We start from the raw sequence: 22540 nt of genomic DNA, 5'->3' as shown, positions 1-22540 counted from the left end.
CCGCACCCCTCGGGAGACCCCGCATGACCCCCGGCATTCCCCCCGCCCTGTCACGCCCCCACTTCATCGGCATCGGCGGAGCCGGAATGTCGGGCATCGCGAAGATCCTCACCCGGCGCGGAGCACGGGTGGCGGGCAGCGACTCCAGGACCTCCCCCACCTCGCAGGCCCTGACCGCCCTCGGTGCGAGCGTCCACCTCGGCCACGACGCGGCACACCTCGCCGAGGACGCGAGCGCCGTCGTCGTCTCGTCGGCGATCCGCGCGGACAACCCGGAACTCGCCGCCGCCCAGGAGCGCGGCATCCCGGTGATCCACCGTTCGGACGCCCTCGCCGCCCTGATGGACGACCTGCGCCCGATCGCCGTGGCCGGCACCCACGGCAAGACGACCACGACCTCGATGCTCGCGGTCGCCCTCTCCCACCTGGGCCTCGACCCCTCGTACGCGATCGGCGGCGACCTGGACGCCCCCGGCTCCAACGCCGAGCACGGCACGGGCGAGATCTTCGTCGCGGAGGCCGACGAATCCGACCGCAGCTTCCACAAGTACGCCCCCGAGGTCGCGATCGTCCTCAACGTCGAGCTCGACCACCACGCCAACTACGCCTCGATGGACGAGATCTACGACTCCTTCGAGACCTTCGCCGGCAAGATCGTCCCCGGCGGCACCCTCGTCATCGCGGCCGACCAGCCCGGCGCCGCGGAACTCACCCGCCGCCTGCGCGAAGCCTCCTCCCTCGACATCGTCACGTACGGCGAATCGGAGGGCGCGGACGTCCGCATCCACAAGATCACCGCGCGCGGCCTGAGCAGCGAGATCACCGTCCTCATCGGCGGCAAGCTGCTGACGTTCACCGTCTCGGTCCCCGGCCGCCACTACGCGCACAACGCGGTCGCCGCGCTCGCCGCGGGCGTCGCGCTCGGCATCCCGGCGCACAACCTCGCCGCCGCCCTCAAGGCGTACACCGGCGTCAAGCGCCGCCTCCAGCTCAAGGGCGAGGTGGCCGGCGTGCAGGTCATCGACTCCTACGCGCACCACCCCACGGAGATGACCGCCGACCTGGAGGCGATGCGCGCGGCCGCCGCGGACGCCCGCATCCTGGTCCTCTACCAGCCCCACCTCTTCTCCCGCACCCAGGAACTGGGCACCGAGATGGGCCAGGCCCTCGCCCTCGCCGACTCCTCCGTCGTCCTCGACATCTACCCGGCCCGCGAGGACCCGATCCCGGGCGTCACCAGCGATCTGATCATCGACGCGGCCCGCAGTGCGGGAGCGGACGTCGTCGCGGAGCACGACAAGGACAAGTCGGTCGCCGTGATCGCGGGAATGGCCAGGCCCGGCGATCTCGTTCTCACCATGGGAGCGGGCGATGTCACCGACCTGGGTCCGCGCATCCTGGACCACCTGTCCGCCGCCGAATAGCCGAATAGCCGAATAGCCGAGTAGGGGAGCCGAGCATCATGTCGTACGAGGTGGAGAAGCCGGACGAGCAGTGGCGCGCCGAACTCACCCCGGCCGAATACGCGGTGCTGCGCGAGGCGGGCACCGAGCCGGCCTTCGTCGGTGAGTACACCGACACGAAGACGGCCGGCGTCTACTCCTGCCGCGCCTGCGGAGCGGACCTCTTCACCTCGACGGAGAAGTTCGACTCCCACTGCGGCTGGCCGAGCTTCTACGATCCGAAGGACACCGACGCGGTCGAACTCCTCGAGGACCGCTCCCACGGCATGGTCCGCACGGAGGTCCGCTGCGCCCGCTGCGGCTCCCACCTGGGCCATGTCTTCGAGGGCGAGGGCTACCCGACCCCGACGAACCAGCGCTACTGCATCAACTCCATCTCGCTGCGGCTGGAGCCCGCTTCGGACTGAGCCGAGGTTCTGCTGTCGGCCGAGAAGGTCGCGGCTTCGACGGCACGGGCGACAGCATCGTCGTATGCAGCCCATGCAGCCCATGCAGCCCATGCAGCCCATGCAGCAGGTCTTCGTTCTCGTACACAGTCCGTCCGTGGGTCCCTCGACCTGGCACCCCGTCGTCGAGCACCTGACGGCGGCGGGACACCAGGTGCGGGTGCCGTCCCTCGTGAACGTGGGCGCCGGTGCTCCGCCGTTCTGGCCTCACGTCGTCGACGCCGTCCGCGACGAACTGCGGCAGGTCCCGGCCGATACCCCGCTCACGTTGGTGGCACACAGCAACGCCGGGCTGTTTCTCCCACTGATCTGCTCGGGCCTCGACCATCCGGTGATCGGCTCGGTCTTCGTCGATGCCGCACTGCCGGCCCGATCCGGACCCACCCCGGTCGCCCCGCCCGAGCTCCTTGAATTCCTCCGCCCGATGGCCGTGAACGGCAGGCTGCCGCGCTGGACCGACTGGTGGGACGAGGCGGATATCGCCCCCATGTTCGCCGATCCGGCCATCCGGCAGACGGTCATCGATGAGCAGCCGACCCTGCCCTTGTCCTACTACGAGCAGCACATCCCGGTCCCCGAGGGCTGGGACGACCATCCCTGTTCCTACCTGCTGTTCGGTCCTCCGTACGACGGCCTCGCCGACGAGGCGCGCGCACGCGGCTGGCGAGTGGCGCACCTGCCCGGCGCGCACCTCCATCAGACCGTCGAGCCCGCCGCCACGGCCCGGCACCTCGTCGAACTTGCCACGACGAACTGAGCAACGGGCGGGCGGAGCCGGGTTTCTGAGGGGCGGCGTGGGACCGTGGAGGGTATGAAGATCCTTCTGACCGGCGCGGCCGGCACTCTCGGACGTGCTCTCGATGCCTCACTGCGCGAGCGCGGCCACCAGGTCCTCACCGTGGGCCGCAGCTCCGGTGACCTGCGCCATGACCTGACTGACCCCGAGCAGATCGCGGCCCTGTACGAGGCCGCGGGGCCGGTGGACGCCGTGGTCAGCGCCGCAGGTTCCGTTCCGTACAAGGCGCTGGCCGAGATGAGGCCCGCCGACTGGCACTCCGCCTTCGCCGGCAAGGTGCTCTCGCAGATCGAACTGGTCCGCCAGGGGCTGCCGTACGTCGCCGAGCGCGGCTCCTTCACCCTCATCACCGGCATCCCCGCACGTGAACCCGTCCGCACCGGTGCCGCCGCAGCGCTCGCCAACGGAGCGGTGGAAGCCTTCGTCCGCACCGCGGCCGTCGAGATCGCGCCGCAACGCGTCAACGCCGTGAGCCCCAATGTGTTCACCGAGTCCCTGCCCGATTACGGTGCCTACTTCCCCGGCCAGGGCTCGGTCGACCTCGCCGATGTCGCCGAGGCGTACGTCCGATCCGTCGAAGGCGCCCAGACCGGACGCGTCTACGAGCTCTGACCTGCTGGACGTGGCGTCCCGCGGGAAAACGCGTGGCCCGTCCGGCAGGGGGACCGGCAGAATCGCGGCATGCCGAGCACCGCCGATGAACTGCTTGCCGACCTCGAACCCCTGCCGCACACCCAGCGCCCGAGACAACTGGCACTGACCGCGCGGTCCTTGGCCGAAAGCGGTGAGTTGCCGGATCTTCTGGCCGAGCTCGACGCGCGGGGTCCCTACGAGCGCCGGCTGGCCGCGCTGGCCGCGCTGTCCGGGCGGCAGGCCGGCTTCCTGGCGGCGCGGCTCTCGGATCCTGACCGGGTGGTGCGGGGGTATGCGCTGGCGGCCGCCCGTACCTTTCTTCCGGATGCCGCGATCGAGGCGGCCTACGCCGACGCCTCCGAGGCGCTCCGCCGCGACCTGGGCAGGATCGTGGCGGGGAAGCGCCGTACGGAGCTGGCCGAGCGGCTCCTCGTACGGTTGCACGAGCAGTGGGGTGACACGGAGGCCGCGCGGCTGCTCGCGGCATGTTCGGCCGGGTTCGTGGCCGCATGGCTGCCCCGGCTCGCGCATGCCGTCACCTCCTGGGCGAGTCTGGCCCGGCACCACCCGGACCTGCTGCTCGACCATGCCGAATCCGAGCTCGCCGCCCAAAGGCAGAGGCAGCTGCGCGCGGCGTGGTGGGAGCTGCACGCCGGTGCGGTCGCGGCCGTTGCCCAGGCGCGCCCCGAGCGGGTCCTCACGCTGCTGGAGCTGTACGGCCCGGCTCGGCTTCCGCACCAGCTCAGGGACCGGCTCGGCAGGCTCGTCAAGGCCGATGCGGAACGGACCGTACGCTGGTTCCTCGCCCCCGAGCGCGAGATGGCGCACCACGAGCGCGTGTGGTCGCCCGGGGTCCTGCGCCGGCTCGTACAGGCCGATCCGCCGTCCCTGCCGCTGCTCGGCCGACACTGGCTGAAGCGGCCCGGCCACTTGGCGGCACTGCTCAGGGCCATGCCGCCGAGCCGACGCAGTGCCTTCCTCGACGGCTGCACGGACGAGCCGACGTCCAGGGACGAGCCGTTGCCGGACGCCGTCCTCGACGTGCTGCCGCGCGAACGGCAGTGGGCCGAGGCGCGATACTGGGCGCCCAAGGGCCGTGCCGAGGAGTGGTACTGGGGCGATGTCCTTCAGACCCTGTCCTATGCCCCGCCGGCCGAGGCCGTGCCGGACCTGCTCGCCGCCTTGCGGCGCCCGGACGCACAGGAGCGCGCGATGGTCTGGCCGTGGCTGGTCGCCTGCCTCGGACGCGGCGGCGATCGGGCGGCGATGACCGAGCTGTTGGGGCTGATGCTGCGGCTGCGCAACGAGCAGGATCCCGTGCGGGCCAGTGCGCTCGGCGCGCTCGCGGGGCTGCACCCGCGGCTGTTCGCCGCCGAGGACGTCGTACACCTCGACCGGATTCTTCTCGACGCGCTCGAGGCGAGGGACAGTTCGACGAGGACGCGGGACACGCTGCGGCGTCTCGCGGTCGGGCTCCTCGTGGAGCACGCGGGCGATGACGCCCCCGGTGCCCGGCCCGGGTCCGGGCTGCTCGCCTGGTCGTTGCGTGCGCTGGAGCGCATCGTCGCCCATGCCGGAACCATGATCTTCGGGCCGCTGCACCGCACCCTGCGCCGGGGCCAGGAACACGACCTCTTCGAGGCGCTGCGGCCCCGCCTCGAAGCGGAGGCGCAACGGGCCGACTTCGGCCTGCTCTTCGCCTTCGCCGGCTCCCTGGGCACCCGCGCCCGCACCATGCCCGTGCTCCAGGACATGCTGGAACAAGCCCTGAAGCACGGCTCGGACAGCGACTTCACCACGGCCACCCGGCTCTGGCTCGGCGTTTCGGCATCGCCCGACGACCGGGTGGCGAGCCTCCTGGAGCGGGACCCCTCCGCCGCCGTGCTCGCTCCCGTGCAGCAGATTCTGGCCCGGCGCCGTACCGACCTGCTCGATGTACTGCTCGGCGAGGAACCGCCGTACGGGCGTTTCCTCACCGCGGGCAGCAGGCGGCCCGTGCCGGACCTGACCCAGGCCGGACGTTGGCTGCCCCGCCAGCAGGAGGCGGCGCTCCGGCTGGCCGCCGCCGTGGTCGCGGACGAATCGAGGCCGCTGTACGAACGTGCCGAAGTCCTGGGCGGAGCCGCCCACATACCTCTCCACGGCCCCCGTCTCGTGGCCGGGTACGCCGCATCGGCGGATACCGTCCTCGCCGAGGCGGCCCTGGGCGCACTGCCGTGGACGGACCGGCCCGGGGAATCGCTGCCGCTGCTCCTGTCCCACGCGGGCGGAGAGCGCGCCCGTGTCGCCGTGTACGCGGCGAGCCGCACCGCCCGCTTCGTCGCACCCTCCGTCCTGAGCGCCCAGCTGGGCGAACTGCTGTCCGCCAAGCGGGCGGTGAAGGTCACGAGCCGCAAGGAAGCCGTACGTCTCGCGGCCCGCCTCCTGCCCGTACGAGGGGCCGCGGAGCTCCTGACGGCCACGTACCGGGCACCGGAGCAGCATCCCGACGTGCGGGCCGCGGTGGTCTGCGAACTGGCGCCGCTGCTCGACGTACCGGAGGCCTGGGACCTCCTCGACGAGGCCGTACGCGGCGACTCGCGGATCCAGCAGGCCGTCACCGGGCCGAGCCCCCGGCAGCTTCCGGCCGTGCACCGCCCCCGCTACGCGCGGCTGATCGGCGAGTTGTGCCGCAGCGGTGAGCACGACGTCGCGTGGACGGCACTGCTCGCCCTGCCGCAGTGGGCCGATGAGGCGCCCGACGTGGCGGCCCGCCTCTCTTCGGCCCTCACCGACCTGGAGGACCGCAGCCGCCTGTGGTCGGCCGCGGCCCGGTCCCTGCAGCAGGTGGCCGTCTCCGAACTGCCCCACCCGGCCGGCGGCGCCGCCGAGGGCAGTGTCCTGCACACGACGGTGGCCGAACTGCTGCAGGCCGTACGGCGTGGCGAGTACGAGGCGCTCGACGACCGCGACCTCCCGGCCCGGCAGCGACTGCTCTCCCTGGTGGGCGGACTGCCGGACGAGCCCGCCGGGCTCGCGCGGCCGGTGCTGGAGTCACTGGCCGCGCAATTGGCCGAGGAAGCCACGCTCACGGAAGCCCGGGCCCGGATCCTCGGCCGACTGGTGGACCTCCGGGCAGATCCGCCGGAACTCATGACCCGGCTCGGGGCGCTCGCTCAGGCGGTGGTCGGCCGCCCGGTCCTCGCCGCGGAACTGGGCAGGAGCCTCAGCCATCCCGCCTCGTACGACACCGTGCTCGGATCCCAGCCGGGCCCCCTCGCCGCGGCCCGACACCTCGCTGCGGACGGTGTGGCCACCACCGGTCTGCTCGCGGTCGGCCTGGTGGCGAACATGGGCGTGCGGCTGCGGTGGCCGGAGGAATGGCGCGGACTGCTGAGGGAACTGAGGCGGCACCGCGACCCGGACGTACGCCACGCGGCGTTCACGGCGACGACGGAACGCGAGTGACCCGAAGGACTGCCCCTGCTATTCCCGCTCCCGCTCCCGCTCCCGCTCGTGGTCGTGCTCGTGGTCGTGGTCCCACTCGGCCATCCTCCGGATGACGCCGGGCGGGAGCGCCGGGTTGCCGGCGGCCGCCTCGGCGGTGCGGGGGTCGCGCAGGAGCGTGGTCAGGACGCGGGCCGGGAGCCGAGGGGCGCGGGCGGCTGCCCGGCGCACGGAGCTGTCCGGGTCGTCGAGGAGCCGGACCGCCCCCAGGCGGCCGAGGCGGGCGTCCGTGGCGGCGCGCAGCCGGACCTCGCGGTGCGGATCACGGGTGAAGGCCTCGACCAGGTCCGGGGTGGAGTCCGGGTCGTCCAGGGCGAGTTGGCGCAGCCGCGGGTTGGGGTCCCCGGCGTACTTGAGAAGGTCCGTGCGGGGGAAGTTGGGGTGGGTGCGGGGGCGGCCGGGGAAGGAAAGGCTGCCGTTCCACCACAGCCAGACCTGGAGCAGCATCCAGGCCGGGGCGTCCGCACAGGATTCGGCGAGGAAGAGGTGGACGACGCGGTCCTCGTCGCGGGCGAGACGGTCGACCACGTCCGGCGGAAGGTGTTCGGCGCGGGCGACCGAGCGGCGGACCAGGGGGTGCGGAGAGGCGGCCAGGCGGCGCATGGCCTCGGGGTCGTCGTGAAGGGCGTGTACCCAGGGGAGGGTCCGGTGGGTGACCGAAGGATCGAAGTCGTAGTCGATGGCGCCTCGTTGGGTCTCCGTGAGGTCGGATCGCAGGCTGACGGTCCACCGCACGCCGGGGTCGGGGTCCTCGGCCAGTGCGGCGATCAGGTCCGGTGGGAGGCGGGGGTTCTCGGCGAGCGCATCGCGCAGTGCCGGATCCGGGTGCGCCGCGAGGTGGCGGGTCAGGTCGGGGTCCAGGAGCGCGTCCGGGATGAGCGCGGGAGCGTGACCCAGTTCGCCGCTCTCGAAGTCGGCGCGGGTCACCGGGTGTGCGCGGTGGTGCAGGCCGCGGGCTTCAACGCGTACGTCCGGGGCGGGGTCGGCCAGGAGCGTACGGCGCTCCTCGGCGTCAAGGCGCGGCCACATGGCCCGGCAGGCGGACCGGCGGACCTCGGCGGCGGGGTCGGCGAGCAGTTCGCGCGCCAGGGCGGCAGGCAGGTCCTTGAGGCGCGCCACCTCGGCGCGGATGCGCGGCACGGGATCGGCCGCGAGGCGCTCGTACGCGGCGGGGGTGAGGCTCGCGCGGTAGTCGACAGCGCACACGACTATGGAGAACCGGCGGCGGTCGTCGTCCTCGGCGAGGGCGACGCGGCTCCACTGCTCGGGTGAGAGCTGATCGCTGCCGGTGTCGACCAGGGCGCCGCGTACCTTCCAGTCCGGGTGCGCGACGAGCCGGTCGATCAGGTCGGCGGGCAGCGACTGGCCGAAGTAGCGGCCGGTGCGTACCGCGAGGTCGAGCCGCAGGTCTTCGGGCACGGACGGGCTGTACAGGAGTCCGAGCGCCCACTGCTCCCGCGTGCGCGGCCCGATACGCAACCGGCCGAACAGCCCCTCCCAGGCCGCCTCCCGCTCCTCCTCGCTCTCCTCCCGCGCCAGCCGCACGGCCCGCTGCTCCTGGTAGGCGGGCACGTCGTCGACGACGACCAGCCAGACCTCGTACTCCTGCGTGGTCACCCCGATGAGCGTCCTGCCGTCGCACGAGAGCGTCATGAACTCCGGGCTGCCCGGCTCGCTCGGCAGCACCTCCGCGAGCCGCCACCGCTCACCGAGCCGGACCCGGAACCAGTGGCCGTCCCCCAGGGAGACCAGGAAGCCCCCGTCCTCGGCGAACAGCCCGTGCGCGGTGGCCAGCCGGAACCACTCCTCGTCGGTCGCCGCGCACGGATCGGCGTCGTCCAGACGTACGGTGGCCGCCGGTTCCGCAGTCGCAGAAGCGATGGGGCGCAGTGCCGCCCAGGTGGGGAGGGCGTGCTCGGCCGCGCTCCAGCCACCCGCGTCCTTGAGGCCGGCCTCGGCGAGGAGCGCTTCGGCCCGCTCCAGGGGTGTGCTCACGTTGCTGTCTCCCGTACGTCGTTCGGGGTGGGCGCCGCAATGATCGCAGGCGGTCGGGCGGTCGGGCGGTCGGCCTGTTGGTCGGGCGGGCGTCGGGCGGGAGTCGGCGGGGTGCCGGGCGGGGCGGTCATCAGCAAACGTGTTCGCACGCATCGCGCTCCCGAGTGCAACGTGCCCCGATGCCGATACCTGGAGCGGTGTGCTCCGTTGGAAGAACCGTTGTGCGCCCTGCGCGCGATCGGGCGCGGTGGGTGCAGAAACGTTCCTACCGGGGACTTTGTGATCGCCGGAGGACGACAGACGGATCCAGGAGAGGACAGCGGTGGCCGGCGGTATCAGGGGTTTGGTGCCCACCCCACGTTTGGGACGCGGTGACGGCGGGCTGATCGGCCGGGCCGAGGAACGCGCGCGTCTGCGGGGGCTGTTGGACGAGGACGTACCACTGGTCAGCGTGGTCGGCGCGGCCGGGGTCGGCAAGAGCGCGCTGGCGAAGGCTGAACTCTGCGCGGGCGGCCGCGGCCGTACCGTGGTGTGGGTGCGCTGGCCCGGGAAGGGGCCGGCGGCGCGGGATGTCCACGAGCCGGCCGGACCGGCGGCCGAGGTCCTCGCCGCGCTGGTGGAACTGGCGCAGGGCGGCGGGACGGGCAGGGGCGATGGGGTGGGGAGAGGTGATGGGGCGGGCAGGGGCGGCGCGGTGCAGGTCGAGGCCGCGGTGCAGGGGCTGGCCGGGCGGCTGCGGCAGCGGCGCGAGGTCGTGCTGCTGCTCGACGACGTCGATCCCGTGCACGCCGCGTGCGTCGCGCTGACGCAGCAGCTCCTCAACAGGCTGCCCGGGCTGCGCATCCTGGTGACCTCGCGGCGCCCGCTCGGCCTGGGATACGAGCGCACCCTCCGGCTCGGGCCCCTCGGCTACGGGACGGGGCCGTACGAAGAAGGCATGCGCGCGGCGCGGACGTACGGTACGCACCGTACGGACGGACACCCGGCGCAGACGCACGGAACGGAGAAGGGTCCGGCGCAGACGCAGGGTGCGGACGCAGGTCCGGCGCAGGCGCAGGGAGCAGCCGCGGGGGACGAGGGCGAAGTTCCCGCCGTGCGCCTCTTCCTGGAGCGGGCCCGCAGCGCCCGCCCCCGCCGCCCCGTCGCCGCCGACGAGCTTGATCTCGTACGGGACGTGTGCCGCCGGCTCGAAGGCCTGCCGCTGGCCATCGAGCAGGCCGCGTACCAGCTGACGCGCATCGAACTGCCGGATCTCGCCGAGCGGTTGAAGTCGGGGCAGTGCTGGCTGACCAACCCGCGTGCGGCTCTGCCCCGGCAGAGCTCGCTGCACCACAGCCTCCTCGCCGTCTACCGCCAGTGCGAACCGGGCGAGCGCGTGGTCTGGAGCCGGGCCAGCACCTTCGCCGATGCCTTCACCGAGTCCTCGACCGCCTTCCTGTGCACCGGCGGAGGCATCTTCGCCCAGGACATCCCGCGTCATCTCGCCCGCCTGTGCGCCCAGGGAGTGCTGACCCCCATCGGCGACCCCGGGGGAGTGCGGCCGCTGCGTTACCGGATGACGTCGGCCGGCCGGGAGTTCGGGCAGGAGCGGCTCGCGCGGGCCGGTGAGGCCGAGATCGCGGCCGAGCGCTGTCTCGCGCACGGCCGCCAGATCGCCCATGTCGCCGAGCACCTGTGGAACCACGGAGGTCAGCGACAGGCCGTGCAGCTGCTCAGGGAGGAGCACCACAACCTCCTCGGCGTCCTCGGCCGTGCCGCGCGCGATCCGCAGCAGGCGTACACCGCGCTGGGCATCGTGACCGACCTCTGGTTCTGGTGGGCCGCCTACGAGCACGCGGACGAGGGCCGCCGCCATCTGCTGCGGCTGCGCGCGGCCTGCTCGCCCGAGGCACCGCTGTCGACCCGTGAGGGCTGGCTGGGGGCCCTGCTCCTGGCGGGTACCGCTCCGTTGACGGCCGCGCGGCTGCTCCAGGAGGCGTGGCCCGGTTCGCTCCTGGCCGGGGACGACGCGACCGCGGGCAGTGTCGCCTTCGTGCAGGGGCTCGTCGCATGGGACCAGGGCCGGACCGATGCCGCCGTCGAACTGCTCGACGACGCCGCCCGCACCCTGCCGGTGCACGCCCCTTCGGGCCTGTCACGGCCGGTGGCGCTCGCGGCCCTCGGCCTGCTCCAGGCGGACACCGATCCGCGCGCCGCCCTGCGCTCCGCGCGTCTCGCGCAGGTCGAGTCCCGGGTGCAGGGCGATGACCTGGCCTGCTTCCTGTCCCGCTTCGCGCTGGCCCGTATCGACCACGGCCGGGGCCGCAGCACGCGCGCCTGGTCCCGGGCCCGGCGCATCCTGGCCGACCACGCCGCGGATGAGCCCGCGCCGCAGGGCCTCGCGGCGGTACGGGAGTTCCTCACCGGGATCGAGAACGGGGACCCGCCCGCGGTCCCGCCGGCCCCGTTCCCGGGCACCGGGCCTGCCCCGCACCGGCCGGCCGGTCCCCGCCGCCGAGGGCCGGAACGTGCCCTTCCCGCAGGAGCCGCGGGCTCGGGCGAATCGGTTGCCCGCTAGGCAGGGCCCAGGGCAGGCGGGTCCGACCGAGAGGTCGGTCAGGCCTTCTTGACGACGCTCGACTTGAGCTGCATGCTGCCGAACCCGTCGATCCTGCAGTCGATGTCATGCCCGTCGACACCGTCGACGAGGCGGATGTTGCGGACCTTCGTGCCCGCCTTGATGCCGCTCGGGCTGCCCTTGACCTTCAGGCTCCTGACCACGGTGACCGTGTCGCCGTCGGCCAGGATGTTGCCGACCGCGTCCCGGATCGCCTTCGGCTCGCCCGCGTCCTCGGAGGCGGGGGCGGAGGCGGAGGCGCCGGGCGTCCACTCGTGGGCGCACTCGGGACAGACGAGCAGGGCGCCCATCTCGTAGGTGTAGGCGCTGGAGCACTCGGGGCACGGCGGCAGGTTCTCGGACATGCGTCCAGGGTATTTCAGCAGGAGTCAATTGCGAAATTATGCAATTCCATACATGCTGGAGTGCGCTGCGTCCGTCACCTGTCGGCGGGCGCGGCTTCGTGTCGAGGAGGAGTGCGTGAGGTCGGTCGGGTCCGTTGTGCGCTCCCTGCTGCCCGTGGCCGCCGACTACCGGGCCATGACCCGCGACCCCCGCCGGGATCTGCTCGCCGGTCTGACGGTCGCCATCGTCGCCCTGCCGCTCGCACTCGGCTTCGGGGTCTCCTCCGGGCTCGGCGCGGAGGCCGGCCTCGCCACCGCCGTCGTCGCCGGGGCGCTCGCCGCCCTGTTCGGCGGCTCGAACCTGCAGGTGTCCGGGCCGACCGGCGCCATGACGGTGGTGCTCGTGCCGATCGTCGCCCAGTACGGGCCCGGGGGTGTGCTGACCGTCGGGCTGCTGGCGGGCGCCATGCTGATCGCGCTCGCGCTGCTCAGGGCCGGCCAGTACATGCGGTACGTGCCCGCCCCCGTCGTCGAGGGCTTCACGCTCGGGATCGCCTGTGTGATCGCGCTGCAGCAGATCCCCAACGCACTGGGCGTGCCCAAGCCCGAGGGCGAGCGGGTGCTCCAGGTGACCTGGCGGGCCTTCGTGGAGTTCGCGCGGGCGCCGCACTGGACGGCCCTCGCCCTGGCCGTCGCGGTGGCCGCCCTGATGCTGGCAGGGGCCCGCTGGAAGCCCACGGTCCCGTTCTCCATCGTCGCGGTGATCGCGGCGACCCTCGCCACCCAGCTGTTCCACCTCGACGCCGCGCCCATCGGCGAGCTGCCCGCGGGCCTGCCCGCACCCTCGCTCGGGTTCCTCGACCCCTCCGCGCTCGGCTCCCTGCTCGCCCCGGCCGTGGCGGTCGCGGCGCTCGCCGCCCTCGAATCGCTGCTCTCGGCGACCGTGGCCGACGGGATGACGGTGGGCCAGAAACACGATCCGGACCGCGAACTGTTCGGGCAGGGCATCGCCAACCTGGCCGCGCCGCTGTTCGGCGGCGTACCGGCGACCGCCGCCATCGCCCGTACCGCCGTCAACGTGCGCAGCGGCGCCGGATCGCGGCTCGCCTCGCTCACCCACGCCGCCGTCCTCGCGGCGATCGTCTTCGCCGCCGCGCCCCTCGTCTCGAAGATCCCGCTCGCCGCGCTCGCCGGTGTGCTGCTCGCCACCGCGGTCCGGATGGTCGAGGTCGGCGCGCTGCGCGCGATGGTCAGGGCCACCCGATCCGACGCGGTGATCCTCGTACTGACCGCCGCCGCAACCCTCGTCCTCGACCTCGTCTACGCAGTGATCATCGGCCTGCTCGTGGCGGGCGCCCTCGCCCTGCGCGCCGTCGCCAAGCAGGCCCGGATGGACCAGGTCGACGTCACCCCCGACCTGCCCGGCGGGCACAGCGAGGAGGAGCGGGCGCTGCTGGCCGAGCACATCGTCGCGTACCGGATCGACGGCCCGGTCTTCTTCGCCGGAGCGCACCGTTTCCTGCTCGAACTCTCCGAGGTCGCCGACGTCCGTGTGGTCATCCTGCGGATGTCCCGGGTGACCACCATGGACGCCACCGGGGCCCTGGTCCTCAAGGACGCTGTCGAGAAGCTGAACCGGCGCGGCATCGTCGTGCTGACCTCCGGCATCCGCCGCGGCCAGCGCCAGGTCCTCGACTCGACCGGCACACTCGAGCTGCTGCGGCTCGAAGGCCGCGAGTACGCCACCACCCCGCAGGCCATCGCCGGCGCCCGCGCCCACCTGGTAGGAGCCGGAGTGCTGCCGGCCACCCCGGGCCCGTGCAGTGTCCGTCCGGCCACCCCGGGCCCGTCCAGTGTCCCTCCGGCCACCCGCGAACCGTCCACCGCCACCTTCGACGAGCCCTGCACCACCCGGCCGACCGCCTCCGGCCCGTCCACCGCCCGGCCACACAGCGAGGAAGCCGCCCGATGACCGCACCCACCGCTCCCCGCCGCCTGGTCGAGGTCTCCGGCGCCGAAGCGCTGTGGCTCCTGGAGGGCTGTCGTCAGGGTCGGCTCGTGTACGTGCGGCACGGCGTCCCGGTCGTACGGCCCGCCGCGCATGTCCTGGAGTACGGGCGCCTGGTCGTCCGCACGCCTGTACCGGCTGCCGCACTCGACGGGGCCGCGTCCGTCACCTACCACGCGGACGAGATCCGCACGGCGGCCGGCACCGGCTGGAGCCTGACCGTCACCGGCCCGCCCCGGGTGATCCACGACGGCGACGACGAGGCCGCACACCACCGCCGCACCCTGAGCGGCTGGGCGCACGGCCCGCACGACACCCTGCTGCGCATCCGCCCGAGCAGACCGTGACCGGCTTCCGGCTCCTGGGGCCGGCGGGGTGACGCGATGGTGCCGTCGGCGCCGGGGGCGGCCTCCTGTCGGCCCGGGCGGCGCGGATGGGATGCTTGGGCGGCGGACGCGGGCGAGCGGCCGCCGTGAGGGCATCGAGTACGCGAGGAGGCCGGCCCCGTGAGTGCGCCGCTGTACCAGCTGAAGGCGGAGTTCTTCAAGACGCTGGGCCACCCGGTTCGTATCCGGGTGCTCGAACTGCTCAGCGAGCGGGAGCACGCGGTGTCCGAGATGCTGCCCGAGGTCGGTGTCGAGCCCGCGCACCTGTCCCAGCAACTCGCCGTGCTGCGCCGGGCGAACCTGGTGAGCACGCGCAAGCAGGGCTCGGCGGTGTACTACTCGCTGACCACTCCGCAGGTGGCCGAGCTGCTGAAGGTGGCGCGAACCATCCTGTCCGGGGTGCTCGCCGGGCAGGCCGAACTGCTCGCCGATCTGCGGGCCACGGATGCGGGGCCGCCGGTACGCGAGGGGCGGGCCACCGGCTCGTAGGGGAGGATCCGTGGGGAGGATCCGCGACAGGGCGCCGTTACTTGTTCGCGTGCTCGCCCACGTAGAAGAGGATCCAGATGAAGCCCGCGAACAGGTGCGTGCCGAAGATGTAGAAGCCCACGCGCAGCGCGACTCCGCGCTCCTTCCAGGTCTCCTCGTCCACCTCTGCGGTGTCGGCCTTCTTCCTGTGCAGCACTTCAACCCCCTGCTCCGGGTCCGGCCCGCGACGAGACGACACCTGGCGAATTGCGAATCTCTGCAACTCTACCGTGCCCGCGCCGGGGCCTGAACGGCTCGGTCCGGGTGGTCTTGTACGGCCCGGGGTTCCTCTCCATACTCGCTGCAGCACTGCGCATTGTCAGGAGCACGCCATCTATCCCGATGGTCGTGTCCACCGCGAGGAGGAACCTTCGTGAGACTCAAGCGCACCACCGTCGCCATCGCCGCGGGGCTGCTCGGCGCCACCGCGCTCACCCTGCCGCAGGCCCAGGCCGCCGCGCCCGGGCCGTACAGCGCGACACAGCTGGCCCGGGTCGACCGGGCCGTACTCAAAGCCGATGTCGGCGGCACCGCCTGGTATGTGGACCGGGCGAGCGGCGAGGTCGTCGTGACCGCCGACAGCACCGTGTCCGAGGCCGCCCTCGCGAAGATCCGGCGAGCGGCCGGCGCGGACGCGGGAGCGCTGCGCATCGAGCGCACGCCCGGCACGTTCACGCGGCTGCTCGGGCCCGGCGACGCCATCTACGGCGGTGGCTACCGCTGCTCGCTCGGGTTCAACGTGGTCAAGGGCGACACCTACTACTTCCTCACCGCCGGACACTGCGGCAAGGTCGTGAAGACCTGGTACACCAACTCCTCCCAGTCCACGCGGATCGGACCCACCGTCGGTGCCAGCTTCCCCAACAACGACTACGCGCTGGTGCGCTACGACAACACTTCGCTCAGCCGGCCGGGCGGCTTCACCGCGGCCGAGGCCTATGTCGGCGAGCCGGTCAAGCGCACCGGTTCCACGACCGGCACGAAGAGCGGCACCGTCACCGGACTCAACGCGACCGTGCACTACAGCGGCGGCGGCACGGTGAAGGGCATGATCCAGACCAACGTCTGCGCCGAGCCCGGTGACTCCGGCGGTGCGCTGTACGACGGCACCAAGGCGCTCGGCCTCACCTCGGGCGGCAGCGGCGACTGCCGCGTGGGCGGAACGACCTTCTACCAGCCGGTGCCGGAGGCTCTGTCCAAGTACAGGGTGTCGCTCTACTGAGCCGCTTCCGCGAGGCTGCCGGGTGCGCCGCTTCCATGAGGCCGCTGAGCCGGCCGGGCAGGCGGCGCGCGCGGCCGTGAACACGACGGTGGCCCTGCCCGGGGAGTCCCGGGCAGGGCCACAGCGCTCATGCGGCGGGTGGCCTCAACAGGCTCCCCGCGTGGCGGCTCAGACGTCGAACCGGTCCAGGTCCATGACCTTGGCCCAGGCGGCGGCGAAGTCCCGCACGAACTTCTCCTTCGCGTCGTCGCTCGCGTATACCTCGGCAAGCGCACGAAGCTCCGAGTTCGAGCCGAAGACCAGGTCGGCGCGGGTGCCGGTCCACTTGACGGCGCCGGAGGCGTCGCGGCCCTCGAACTGGTCCTGCGCGGAGGACGTGGACTTCCAGGTCACGTCCATGTCGAGCAGGTTGCTGAAGAAGTCGTTGCTCAGCGTGCCGACCCTGTCGGTCAGGACGCCGTGCGTCGAACCGCCTGTGTTCGCACCGAGGACACGCAGACCGCCGACGAGGACGGTCATCTCCGGGGCGGACAGGTTCAGCAGGTTGGCGCGGTCGAGCAGCAGGTACTCGGCCGGCAGGCGGTTGCCCTTGCCGACGTAGTTGCGGAAGCCGTCGTACTGCGGCTCGAGGGCGGCGAAGGACTCGACGTCCGTCTGCTCCTGCGAGGCGTCGACACGGCCCGGCGTGAACGGGACCTCGACGGCCACGCCGCCGTCCTTGGCGGCCTGCTCGACGGCCGCGGTGCCCGCGAGGACGACCAGGTCGGCGAGGGAGACCGGCTTGCCGAAGGAGGCCTGGATGCCCTCCAGGACCCGCAGGACCTGCGCGAGGTCGTCCGGGTTGTTGACCTCCCAGCCGCGCTGCGGCTCCAGGCGGATACGGCCGCCGTTGGCGCCGCCGCGCTTGTCGCTGCCGCGGAAGGAGGCGGCGGCGGCCCAGGCGGCACCGACCAGCTGCGAGACCGTCAGGTCGGAGGCGAGGATCTGCTGCTTGAGGGCGGCGATGTCCTCGGCGCCGAGCAGCTCGCCCTCACGGGCCGGCAGCGGGTCCTGCCAGATGAGCTCCTCGGAGGGGACCTCAGGGCCGAGGTAGCGCACGAGCGGACCCATGTCGCGGTGCGTCAGCTTGTACCAGGCGCGGGCGAAGGCGTCCGCGAATTCCTCCGGGTTCTCGTAGAAGCGGCGCGAGATCTGCTCGTAGACCGGGTCGAAGCGCAGCGACAGGTCGGTGGTGAGCATCTGCGGCTTGTGCTTCTTCGTCTCGTCGAAGGCGTCCGGGATGATCTCCGGAGCGTCCTTGGCGACCCACTGGTTGGCACCGGCCGGGCTCTGCGTGAGCTCGTACTCGTACTCGAAGAGGTGCTTGAAGAAGTCGTGGCCCCACTGGGCGGGCGTGGTGGTCCAGGTGACCTCCAGGCCGGAGGTGATGGCGTCCTTGCCCTTGCCGGTGCCGTTGGTGGAGGCCCAGCCGAGGCCCTGGGCCTCGATCGGGGCGGCCTCCGGGTCGGCGCCCACGAGGTCGGCATTGCCGGCGCCGTGGGTCTTGCCGAAGGTGTGGCCACCGGCGATGAGGGCGACGGTCTCCTCGTCGTTCATCGCCATCCGGCGGAAGGTCTCACGGATGTCGCGGGCCGCGGCGACCGGGTCCGGGTTGCCGTTGGGGCCCTCGGGGTTGACGTAGATGAGGCCCATCTGTACGGCGCCGAGCGGGTTCTCCAGCTCGCGGTCGCCGGTGTAGCGCTCGTCGTCGAGCCAGACCTTCTCGGGGCCCCAGTAGACGTCCTCCTCGGACTCCCAGACGTCCTCACGGCCGCCCGCGAAGCCGAAGGTCTTGAAGCCCATCGTCTCCAGGGCGACGTTGCCGGTGAGGACCATGAGGTCGGCCCACGAGATCGACTGGCCGTACTTCTTCTTGACGGGCCACAGCAGACGGCGGGCCTTGTCCAGGTTGCCGTTGTCCGGCCAGGAGTTCAGCGGCGCGAAGCGCTGCTGGCCCGCGCCCGCGCCACCGCGGCCGTCGCTGATGCGGTACGTGCCCGCGGAGTGCCAGGCCATACGGATCATCAGCGGGCCGTAGTTGCCGAAGTCGGCCGGCCACCAGTCCTGCGAGGTGGTGAGCACCTCGGCGATGTCCCGCTTGACGGCCGCGAGGTCGAGGTTGTTGAAGGCCTCGGCGTAGTCGAAGTCCTCACCGAGCGGGTTCGCCACGGCGGGGTTCTTCGCGAGGATCTTCAGGTTCAGCCGCTCCGGCCACCACTGCCGGTTGCCGCCGCCCTGCGTGGGGTGCAGTGCGCGCTCACCGTGCGGTACGGGGCAGCCGCCAGTGCTGGCTTCGGTGTTCTCGGACATGGAAATCCCTCCGGACGGGGCGGAATCGCTGTGCTCAGAGCCTGCTGAGGAGCGGTGTTCAGGCACTGCGTGGGTGTTCATGTACTTGGCTAACGTCGTAGCCGATCCTACAATGGACAGAGTCCAAGTCAAGAAACACGCTAACTCTTGTGCCCGTGAATGTCCTGCCGGCTTCCGGGCGATCTTCCTGCCCGCTGTGCCGCCCGACCTGGAATAGGTGATCCGAGATGAGCGACCTCCTTGAGCGACTGCGCGGCCGCGGCTGGCGGATGACCTCGCAGCGGCGCGTCGTGGCGGAGGTGCTCGACGGTGAGCATGTGCATCTGACCGCGGACGAGGTGCTCGTGCGGGCGGCCGAGAAGCTGCCCGAGATCTCCCGTGCGACCGTCTACAACACACTCGGTGAGCTTGTCTCACTCGGCGAGGTCATCGAGGTCGCCACGGACGGGCGCGCCAAGCGCTATGACCCGAATGCCCGCACTCCGCACCAGCACCTGGTGTGCTCGGGCTGCGGCGCCATCCGCGATGTCCGCCCGCAGGGCGACCCGCTCGCGGACCTGCCGTCCACGGAGCGCTACGGCTTCACCGTCGAGGCGGCCGAGGTCACGTACCGCGGGGTGTGCCCGGCCTGCGCGGCGTGAGGCCGCGTCCGTACCGGGGCTGGTGTCGCGACGGGGCGACGGTTCCCAGGGTCGTTCCCTGACGGGGTACTAGAGCGCCTTGTTCCGTACGAGTGCGGAGAGGATCAGCGCTCCGGGTAGGACCGGCAGCCAGCCGTTGACCAGGCGGTAGCCGAGCACCGTGGCCGTGGCGAGGGCCAGGGGGGTGCCGAAGGCGATCAGGGTGAACACCAGCGCCGCGTCCACCGGGCCGATCCCGCCGGGCGCGGGCACCGCGCCGACCATCGTGCTCGCCGCGAGATAAGCGAAGATCAGATGGGTCCAGGGCAGCGTGACCCCGAGCGAGGCCCCCACCGCGGCCAGCGTCGCCCCCTGCATCAGCGGCAGCGCGGCCGCACCGCCCCACAGCGCGAGGGCCCGGCTCGGCCGGGCGTGCAGCAGCCGGGCATCGGTCAGTGCGGTCGAGACGAAGCGCTGCAGCGGGCGGCGCACGGCGCGGACCGTCCTGAGGACCACCACGATGATCAGGAGCGCGGCCGCCGCGCACCCGGCGGCGATGAGCACGGACTCGCCGTGCGGCAGCAGCTGCCCGACCGGCAGGGTGTCGGGGAGGGCGATCAGGAAGCCGAGGATGAGCGCGGTCCTCGCCACCGGCTTGACCAGCGAATACAGGGCGAGCGAGGTGGTGGCGCGGGCCAGCGGGATGCCGTGGGCCTGCAGGAAGCGCAGGGTGACCGCGTGCGAGCCGAGCCCGGCCGGCAGTACGTGGTTGGCGGCGCCCGCCGCCACCTGCGAGGCGAGCAGGCGGCCCGGTGGCAGCCTCTCCAGGACGGCGCCCTGGCGGATGAAGGCGGTGCTGATGCTGCACAGTCCGGTGAAGGCCACACCCACGAGCAGCCACCACGGATCGGCGGAGGCGAGCCGCGCGGCGCCGTCGCGTACGGAGTTCCAGTCCAGGGCCGCCCAGGTGCCGACGAGCAGCAGGGGGAGCACGCTGAACACCAGGCGCAGCCGGCGTCCGCTGAGCGGGAGGCGGGTGAAGGCGGGTCGCCTCAGGGTGAGGCGATCGGTTGTGGCCTGGGCCTGGGCCGGGCCGGGCGCGGGGGCTTTCTCAAGGCTGAGCGGGGACACGGCGCACGTCATCCTTCCGCGTCGTGCCCGCGCACAGGGGGGATCCGGGAGCGGGCCGGTCGGACACAGAGTGGGGACTCGGAGTGGGGACTCGAGGAGAGGATTCCCGTTTTGAGGTGTTCCCATCCTTGGTGACGCATTGGTGTCCTGTGGGGGAATGCCCTCATCTGTGTAGTGAATCGTTGTCTGTCCGTCCTCCGACTGTCATGGCCCGCCGGTGGTGCTGCCAGTCACGGTCGGGCAATCGGGTCAGGCGCGGGCCCGCCGGGTTCGGCGGGCTCGGGGTGAGGCGGGCTCGGGGTGTGGTCGGGTGGGGTGTGGTCGGGTGGGGTGTGTTGCGCAAGCGGGGGCGAGCGGGGAGGGGATCGCTCGCCCGTTCCCCTGGGGGGCTTGTCACCCGTTCGTGAATCGTTCCGCGGCGGCCCGCAGGGTAGAGCACTCCGCGGAGGCCAGCCATGGAACAGACAGCGTTGCGACCCAAGCCGATGCCCGGCCACACACCCGCGCCGGGCCACCGTCCGCACGCGGTGCGGCGGCGTGGGCGGCGGACCAGGACCGTGCTCGGGGCGAGCGTGATCGCGCTCGTCCTGGTGCTCACCGGGATCGGGCTCGGCACGGTCGGGGCCGGCGTGATCGGGATGAGCAAGCTCGCCGAACTGCGGCAGCAGGAGGCGGCCCAGGCCCCGCCCGAAGGTGCCGCGAACCCGCCGTCGGAGCCCGGCCCGGACGGGAAGGGGAATCCGGACGCGAAGGGCAGCCGCAGCCCGGACTCGAAGCGGAATCCGGATGCGGGCTCGGATCCGGAGTCGAAGTCCAGGGCCGAGCCGCAGGGCAGTCATGGCGAGTCCCTCGGACCGGCGCCCGCGGCGATCGGCGTCGAGGCGGTGGACGCGGCCCAGGGCGCGGGGGCACGCCTCCTCGGGGTCCACCAACCGGGCCCGGGCCACAGCGCGGGACTGGTCCGCGGCGATGTGGTGACGGAGTTCGGCGGGGAGCCCGTCACCTCGGCGCACGACCTGGCCCGCGCCGTCGTGGCGGCGCCGCCCGGCGAGGAGATCGCCATCGTCGTACGGCATGCGAACGGGCTCCGCCAGGAGCTGACCGTGACACCGGGAGTGGTCATCTGACCCGCCCGTGGCCCATGCCGGGCAGGCCGGATTCCGCTCGACTCGCCGCGGGTGCGGGGGAGAGGATGGCCAGGTCGTAGCCGCACCGAACGAGGAGTACGCGATGTCCACCGCACCCGCGCCGTTCACCGCCGATGACTACAGGGCCAGGATGGAGCGTGCGGCGCAGGCCGCCGCCGATGCCGGTCTCGCGGGCGTGCTGGTCGCACCGGGACCGGACATGGTGTGGCTCACCGGCTACCAGCCGCCCGCCGAGACCGAGCGGTTGACGATGCTTGTGCTCGCGGCCGGGCAGGACCCCGTGCTCGTCGTGCCGACCCTCGAGGCGCCCGATGCCGAGAAGGCCGCGGGCGCGCCCGCGCTGACCCTGCGCGACTGGACCGACGGCAAGGACCCCTACGCCGTGACCGCGCCGCTGCTCGACATGGACGGCCGCTTCGGCGTCAGCGACAACACCTGGGCGCTGCATCTCCTTGGCCTCCAGGGCCAGTTGCCCGGCACCACGTACGCCGCACTGACCACGGCCCTGCCCATGCTGCGCGGCGTCAAGGACGCCCACGAACTGGAGCGGCTCGCGGCCGCGGGGGCGGCCGCCGACGCCACGTACGAGGAGATCAAAAAGGTCCGGTTCGCGGGCCGCCGGGAAAGCCAGGTAGCCGGTGATCTCGCGGATCTGCTGCGGCAGTTCGGCCACGAGCAGGTCGACTTCACCGTGGTCGGCTCGGGCCCGAACGGCGCGAATCCGCACCACGAGGCCGGCGAACGGGTCATCGACCACGGCGACATGGTCGTCCTCGACTTCGGCGGCCTCAAGCACGGCTACGGCTCCGACACCTCCCGTACGGTCCACGTCGGCGAACCCACCGCCGAGGAGCAGAAGGCGCACGACATCGTCCGCGAGGCGCAGGAGGCGGGCTGTGCGGTGGTACGGCCCGGAATCGCCTGCCAGGAGGTGGACCGGGCCGCACGCGCGGTGATCGTCGAGGCCGGCTACGGCGAGTACTTCATCCACCGGACCGGGCACGGCATCGGCGTCACCACGCACGAGCCGCCGTACATGATCGAGGGCGAGGAGCAGCCGCTCGTGCCCGGGATGTGCTTCTCCGTCGAGCCCGGTATCTACCTGCCGGGCCGCTTCGGCGTACGGATCGAGGACATCGTGACCGTCACCGAGGACGGCGGGCGTCGGCTGAACGCCACCACTCGTGAACTGGCCATCGTGGAGTAGGTGCGAGGTGCGAGGTGCGAGGTGCGAGGTGCGAGGTGCGAGGTGCGAGGTGCGTAGACGTGTAGAGGTGCGAGGTGCGTAGACGTGTAGAGGTGTGTAGGCGTGTAGGCCTGCAGACATAGGTACATGAGGGCGTGGAGATACGTACGGGCGTGCGGGCCCCGGAGTGCCGGGTGCCCGTC

General features: G+C 72.4%; 18 protein-coding genes. 13 read left to right on the top strand and 5 right to left on the bottom strand.

Annotation, left to right across the window (positions count from 1 at the left end; all coding sequences use genetic code 11):
• The first annotated feature begins 23 nt into the window (after positions 1-23).
• The 5 genes from murC (at position 24) to ACLF6P_RS07405 (ending at position 6785) form a co-directional block, all read left to right on the top strand.
• Positions 24-1424 carry a UDP-N-acetylmuramate--L-alanine ligase gene (gene murC / locus ACLF6P_RS07425; protein ID WP_415949034.1) on the top strand — a complete coding sequence of 467 codons (1401 nt, stop codon included), beginning with the start codon at positions 24-26 and terminating at the stop codon, positions 1422-1424.
• Between the two features lie 38 nt (positions 1425-1462).
• Positions 1463-1870: a peptide-methionine (R)-S-oxide reductase MsrB gene (msrB, locus tag ACLF6P_RS07420; protein ID WP_415949033.1), complete on the top strand. Its 408-nt coding sequence runs from the start codon at positions 1463-1465 to the stop codon at positions 1868-1870.
• A 64-nt stretch (positions 1871-1934) separates the two neighbouring features.
• The gene (locus ACLF6P_RS07415) at positions 1935-2666 is read left to right on the top strand and encodes an alpha/beta fold hydrolase (RefSeq protein WP_415949032.1); all 732 of its coding nucleotides are present in this window, start codon (positions 1935-1937) and stop codon (positions 2664-2666) included.
• A 54-nt stretch (positions 2667-2720) separates the two neighbouring features.
• The gene (locus ACLF6P_RS07410) at positions 2721-3317 is read left to right on the top strand and encodes a short chain dehydrogenase (RefSeq protein WP_415949031.1); all 597 of its coding nucleotides are present in this window, start codon (positions 2721-2723) and stop codon (positions 3315-3317) included.
• Positions 3318-3386: 69 nt separating this feature from the next.
• Positions 3387-6785: a hypothetical protein gene (locus tag ACLF6P_RS07405; protein ID WP_415949030.1), complete on the top strand. Its 3399-nt coding sequence runs from the start codon at positions 3387-3389 to the stop codon at positions 6783-6785.
• A gap of 18 nt (positions 6786-6803) precedes the next feature.
• On the opposite strand, the gene ACLF6P_RS07400 is transcribed toward ACLF6P_RS07405, so the two are convergent.
• Positions 6804-8819, bottom strand: a complete 2016-nt coding sequence (locus tag ACLF6P_RS07400) for a PE-PGRS family protein (protein WP_415949029.1) — start codon at positions 8817-8819, stop codon at positions 6804-6806.
• Between the two features lie 346 nt (positions 8820-9165).
• Here ACLF6P_RS07400 and ACLF6P_RS07395 point away from each other — a divergent pair, with 346 nt between their 5' ends.
• Positions 9166-11376: an ATP-binding protein gene (locus tag ACLF6P_RS07395; RefSeq protein WP_415949028.1), complete on the top strand. Its 2211-nt coding sequence runs from the start codon at positions 9166-9168 to the stop codon at positions 11374-11376.
• A gap of 38 nt (positions 11377-11414) precedes the next feature.
• Here the strand turns inward: ACLF6P_RS07395 and ACLF6P_RS07390 are convergent, their stop codons facing one another.
• Positions 11415-11780 (bottom strand): zinc ribbon domain-containing protein YjdM, encoded by a 366-nt coding sequence (locus tag ACLF6P_RS07390; RefSeq protein ID WP_415949027.1) that lies wholly within the window; start codon positions 11778-11780, stop codon positions 11415-11417.
• Between the two features lie 175 nt (positions 11781-11955).
• Between ACLF6P_RS07390 and ACLF6P_RS07385 the strand changes: the two genes are divergently transcribed.
• The 3 genes from ACLF6P_RS07385 (at position 11956) to ACLF6P_RS07375 (ending at position 14642) form a co-directional block, all read left to right on the top strand.
• Positions 11956-13731 (top strand): SulP family inorganic anion transporter, encoded by a 1776-nt coding sequence (locus ACLF6P_RS07385; protein ID WP_415949152.1) that lies wholly within the window; start codon positions 11956-11958, stop codon positions 13729-13731.
• Entirely contained in the window at positions 13728-14114 is a 387-nt protein-coding gene (locus ACLF6P_RS07380) for a pyridoxamine 5'-phosphate oxidase family protein (protein ID WP_415949026.1), read from the top strand. Before ACLF6P_RS07385 ends, ACLF6P_RS07380 begins: the two co-directional genes overlap by 4 nt.
• 159 nt (positions 14115-14273) lie before the next feature.
• Positions 14274-14642 carry an ArsR/SmtB family transcription factor gene (locus ACLF6P_RS07375; protein WP_415949025.1) on the top strand — a complete coding sequence of 123 codons (369 nt, stop codon included), beginning with the start codon at positions 14274-14276 and terminating at the stop codon, positions 14640-14642.
• Positions 14643-14679: 37 nt separating this feature from the next.
• Here ACLF6P_RS07375 and ACLF6P_RS07370 read toward each other — a convergent pair whose 3' ends face one another.
• A complete protein-coding gene (locus ACLF6P_RS07370) occupies positions 14680-14838 on the bottom strand; it encodes a DUF6126 family protein (protein ID WP_415949024.1) in 159 nt (52 codons plus the stop codon).
• A gap of 216 nt (positions 14839-15054) precedes the next feature.
• On the opposite strand from ACLF6P_RS07370, the gene ACLF6P_RS07365 reads away from it, so the two are divergent.
• Positions 15055-15903 (top strand): S1 family peptidase, encoded by an 849-nt coding sequence (locus ACLF6P_RS07365; protein WP_415949023.1) that lies wholly within the window; start codon positions 15055-15057, stop codon positions 15901-15903.
• Positions 15904-16071: 168 nt separating this feature from the next.
• Here ACLF6P_RS07365 and katG read toward each other — a convergent pair whose 3' ends face one another.
• Complete coding sequence (gene katG / locus ACLF6P_RS07360; protein ID WP_415949022.1) at positions 16072-18252, bottom strand: catalase/peroxidase HPI; 2181 nt, start codon at positions 18250-18252, stop codon at positions 16072-16074.
• Positions 18253-18479: 227 nt separating this feature from the next.
• On the opposite strand from katG, the gene ACLF6P_RS07355 reads away from it, so the two are divergent.
• Positions 18480-18893 (top strand): Fur family transcriptional regulator, encoded by a 414-nt coding sequence (locus ACLF6P_RS07355; protein ID WP_415949021.1) that lies wholly within the window; start codon positions 18480-18482, stop codon positions 18891-18893.
• 69 nt (positions 18894-18962) lie between these two features.
• Here the strand turns inward: ACLF6P_RS07355 and ACLF6P_RS07350 are convergent, their stop codons facing one another.
• The gene (locus ACLF6P_RS07350) at positions 18963-20003 is read right to left on the bottom strand and encodes a lysylphosphatidylglycerol synthase transmembrane domain-containing protein (RefSeq protein ID WP_415949020.1); all 1041 of its coding nucleotides are present in this window, start codon (positions 20001-20003) and stop codon (positions 18963-18965) included.
• Between the two features lie 455 nt (positions 20004-20458).
• Here ACLF6P_RS07350 and ACLF6P_RS07345 point away from each other — a divergent pair, with 455 nt between their 5' ends.
• Both ACLF6P_RS07345 and ACLF6P_RS07340 read left to right on the top strand, forming a co-directional pair.
• Complete coding sequence (locus tag ACLF6P_RS07345; protein WP_415949019.1) at positions 20459-21130, top strand: PDZ domain-containing protein; 672 nt, start codon at positions 20459-20461, stop codon at positions 21128-21130.
• Positions 21131-21233: 103 nt separating this feature from the next.
• Complete coding sequence (locus ACLF6P_RS07340) at positions 21234-22358, top strand: M24 family metallopeptidase (protein ID WP_415949018.1); 1125 nt, start codon at positions 21234-21236, stop codon at positions 22356-22358.
• The last annotated feature ends 182 nt before the right edge of the window (positions 22359-22540 follow it).

The sequence above is a fragment of the Streptomyces lothianensis genome (assembly GCF_047779955.1).
Taxonomy (GTDB): domain Bacteria; phylum Actinomycetota; class Actinomycetes; order Streptomycetales; family Streptomycetaceae; genus Streptomyces.
Note: the sequence above shows the minus strand (reverse complement) of the source record. Positions and strands in the feature narration are given on the sequence as shown.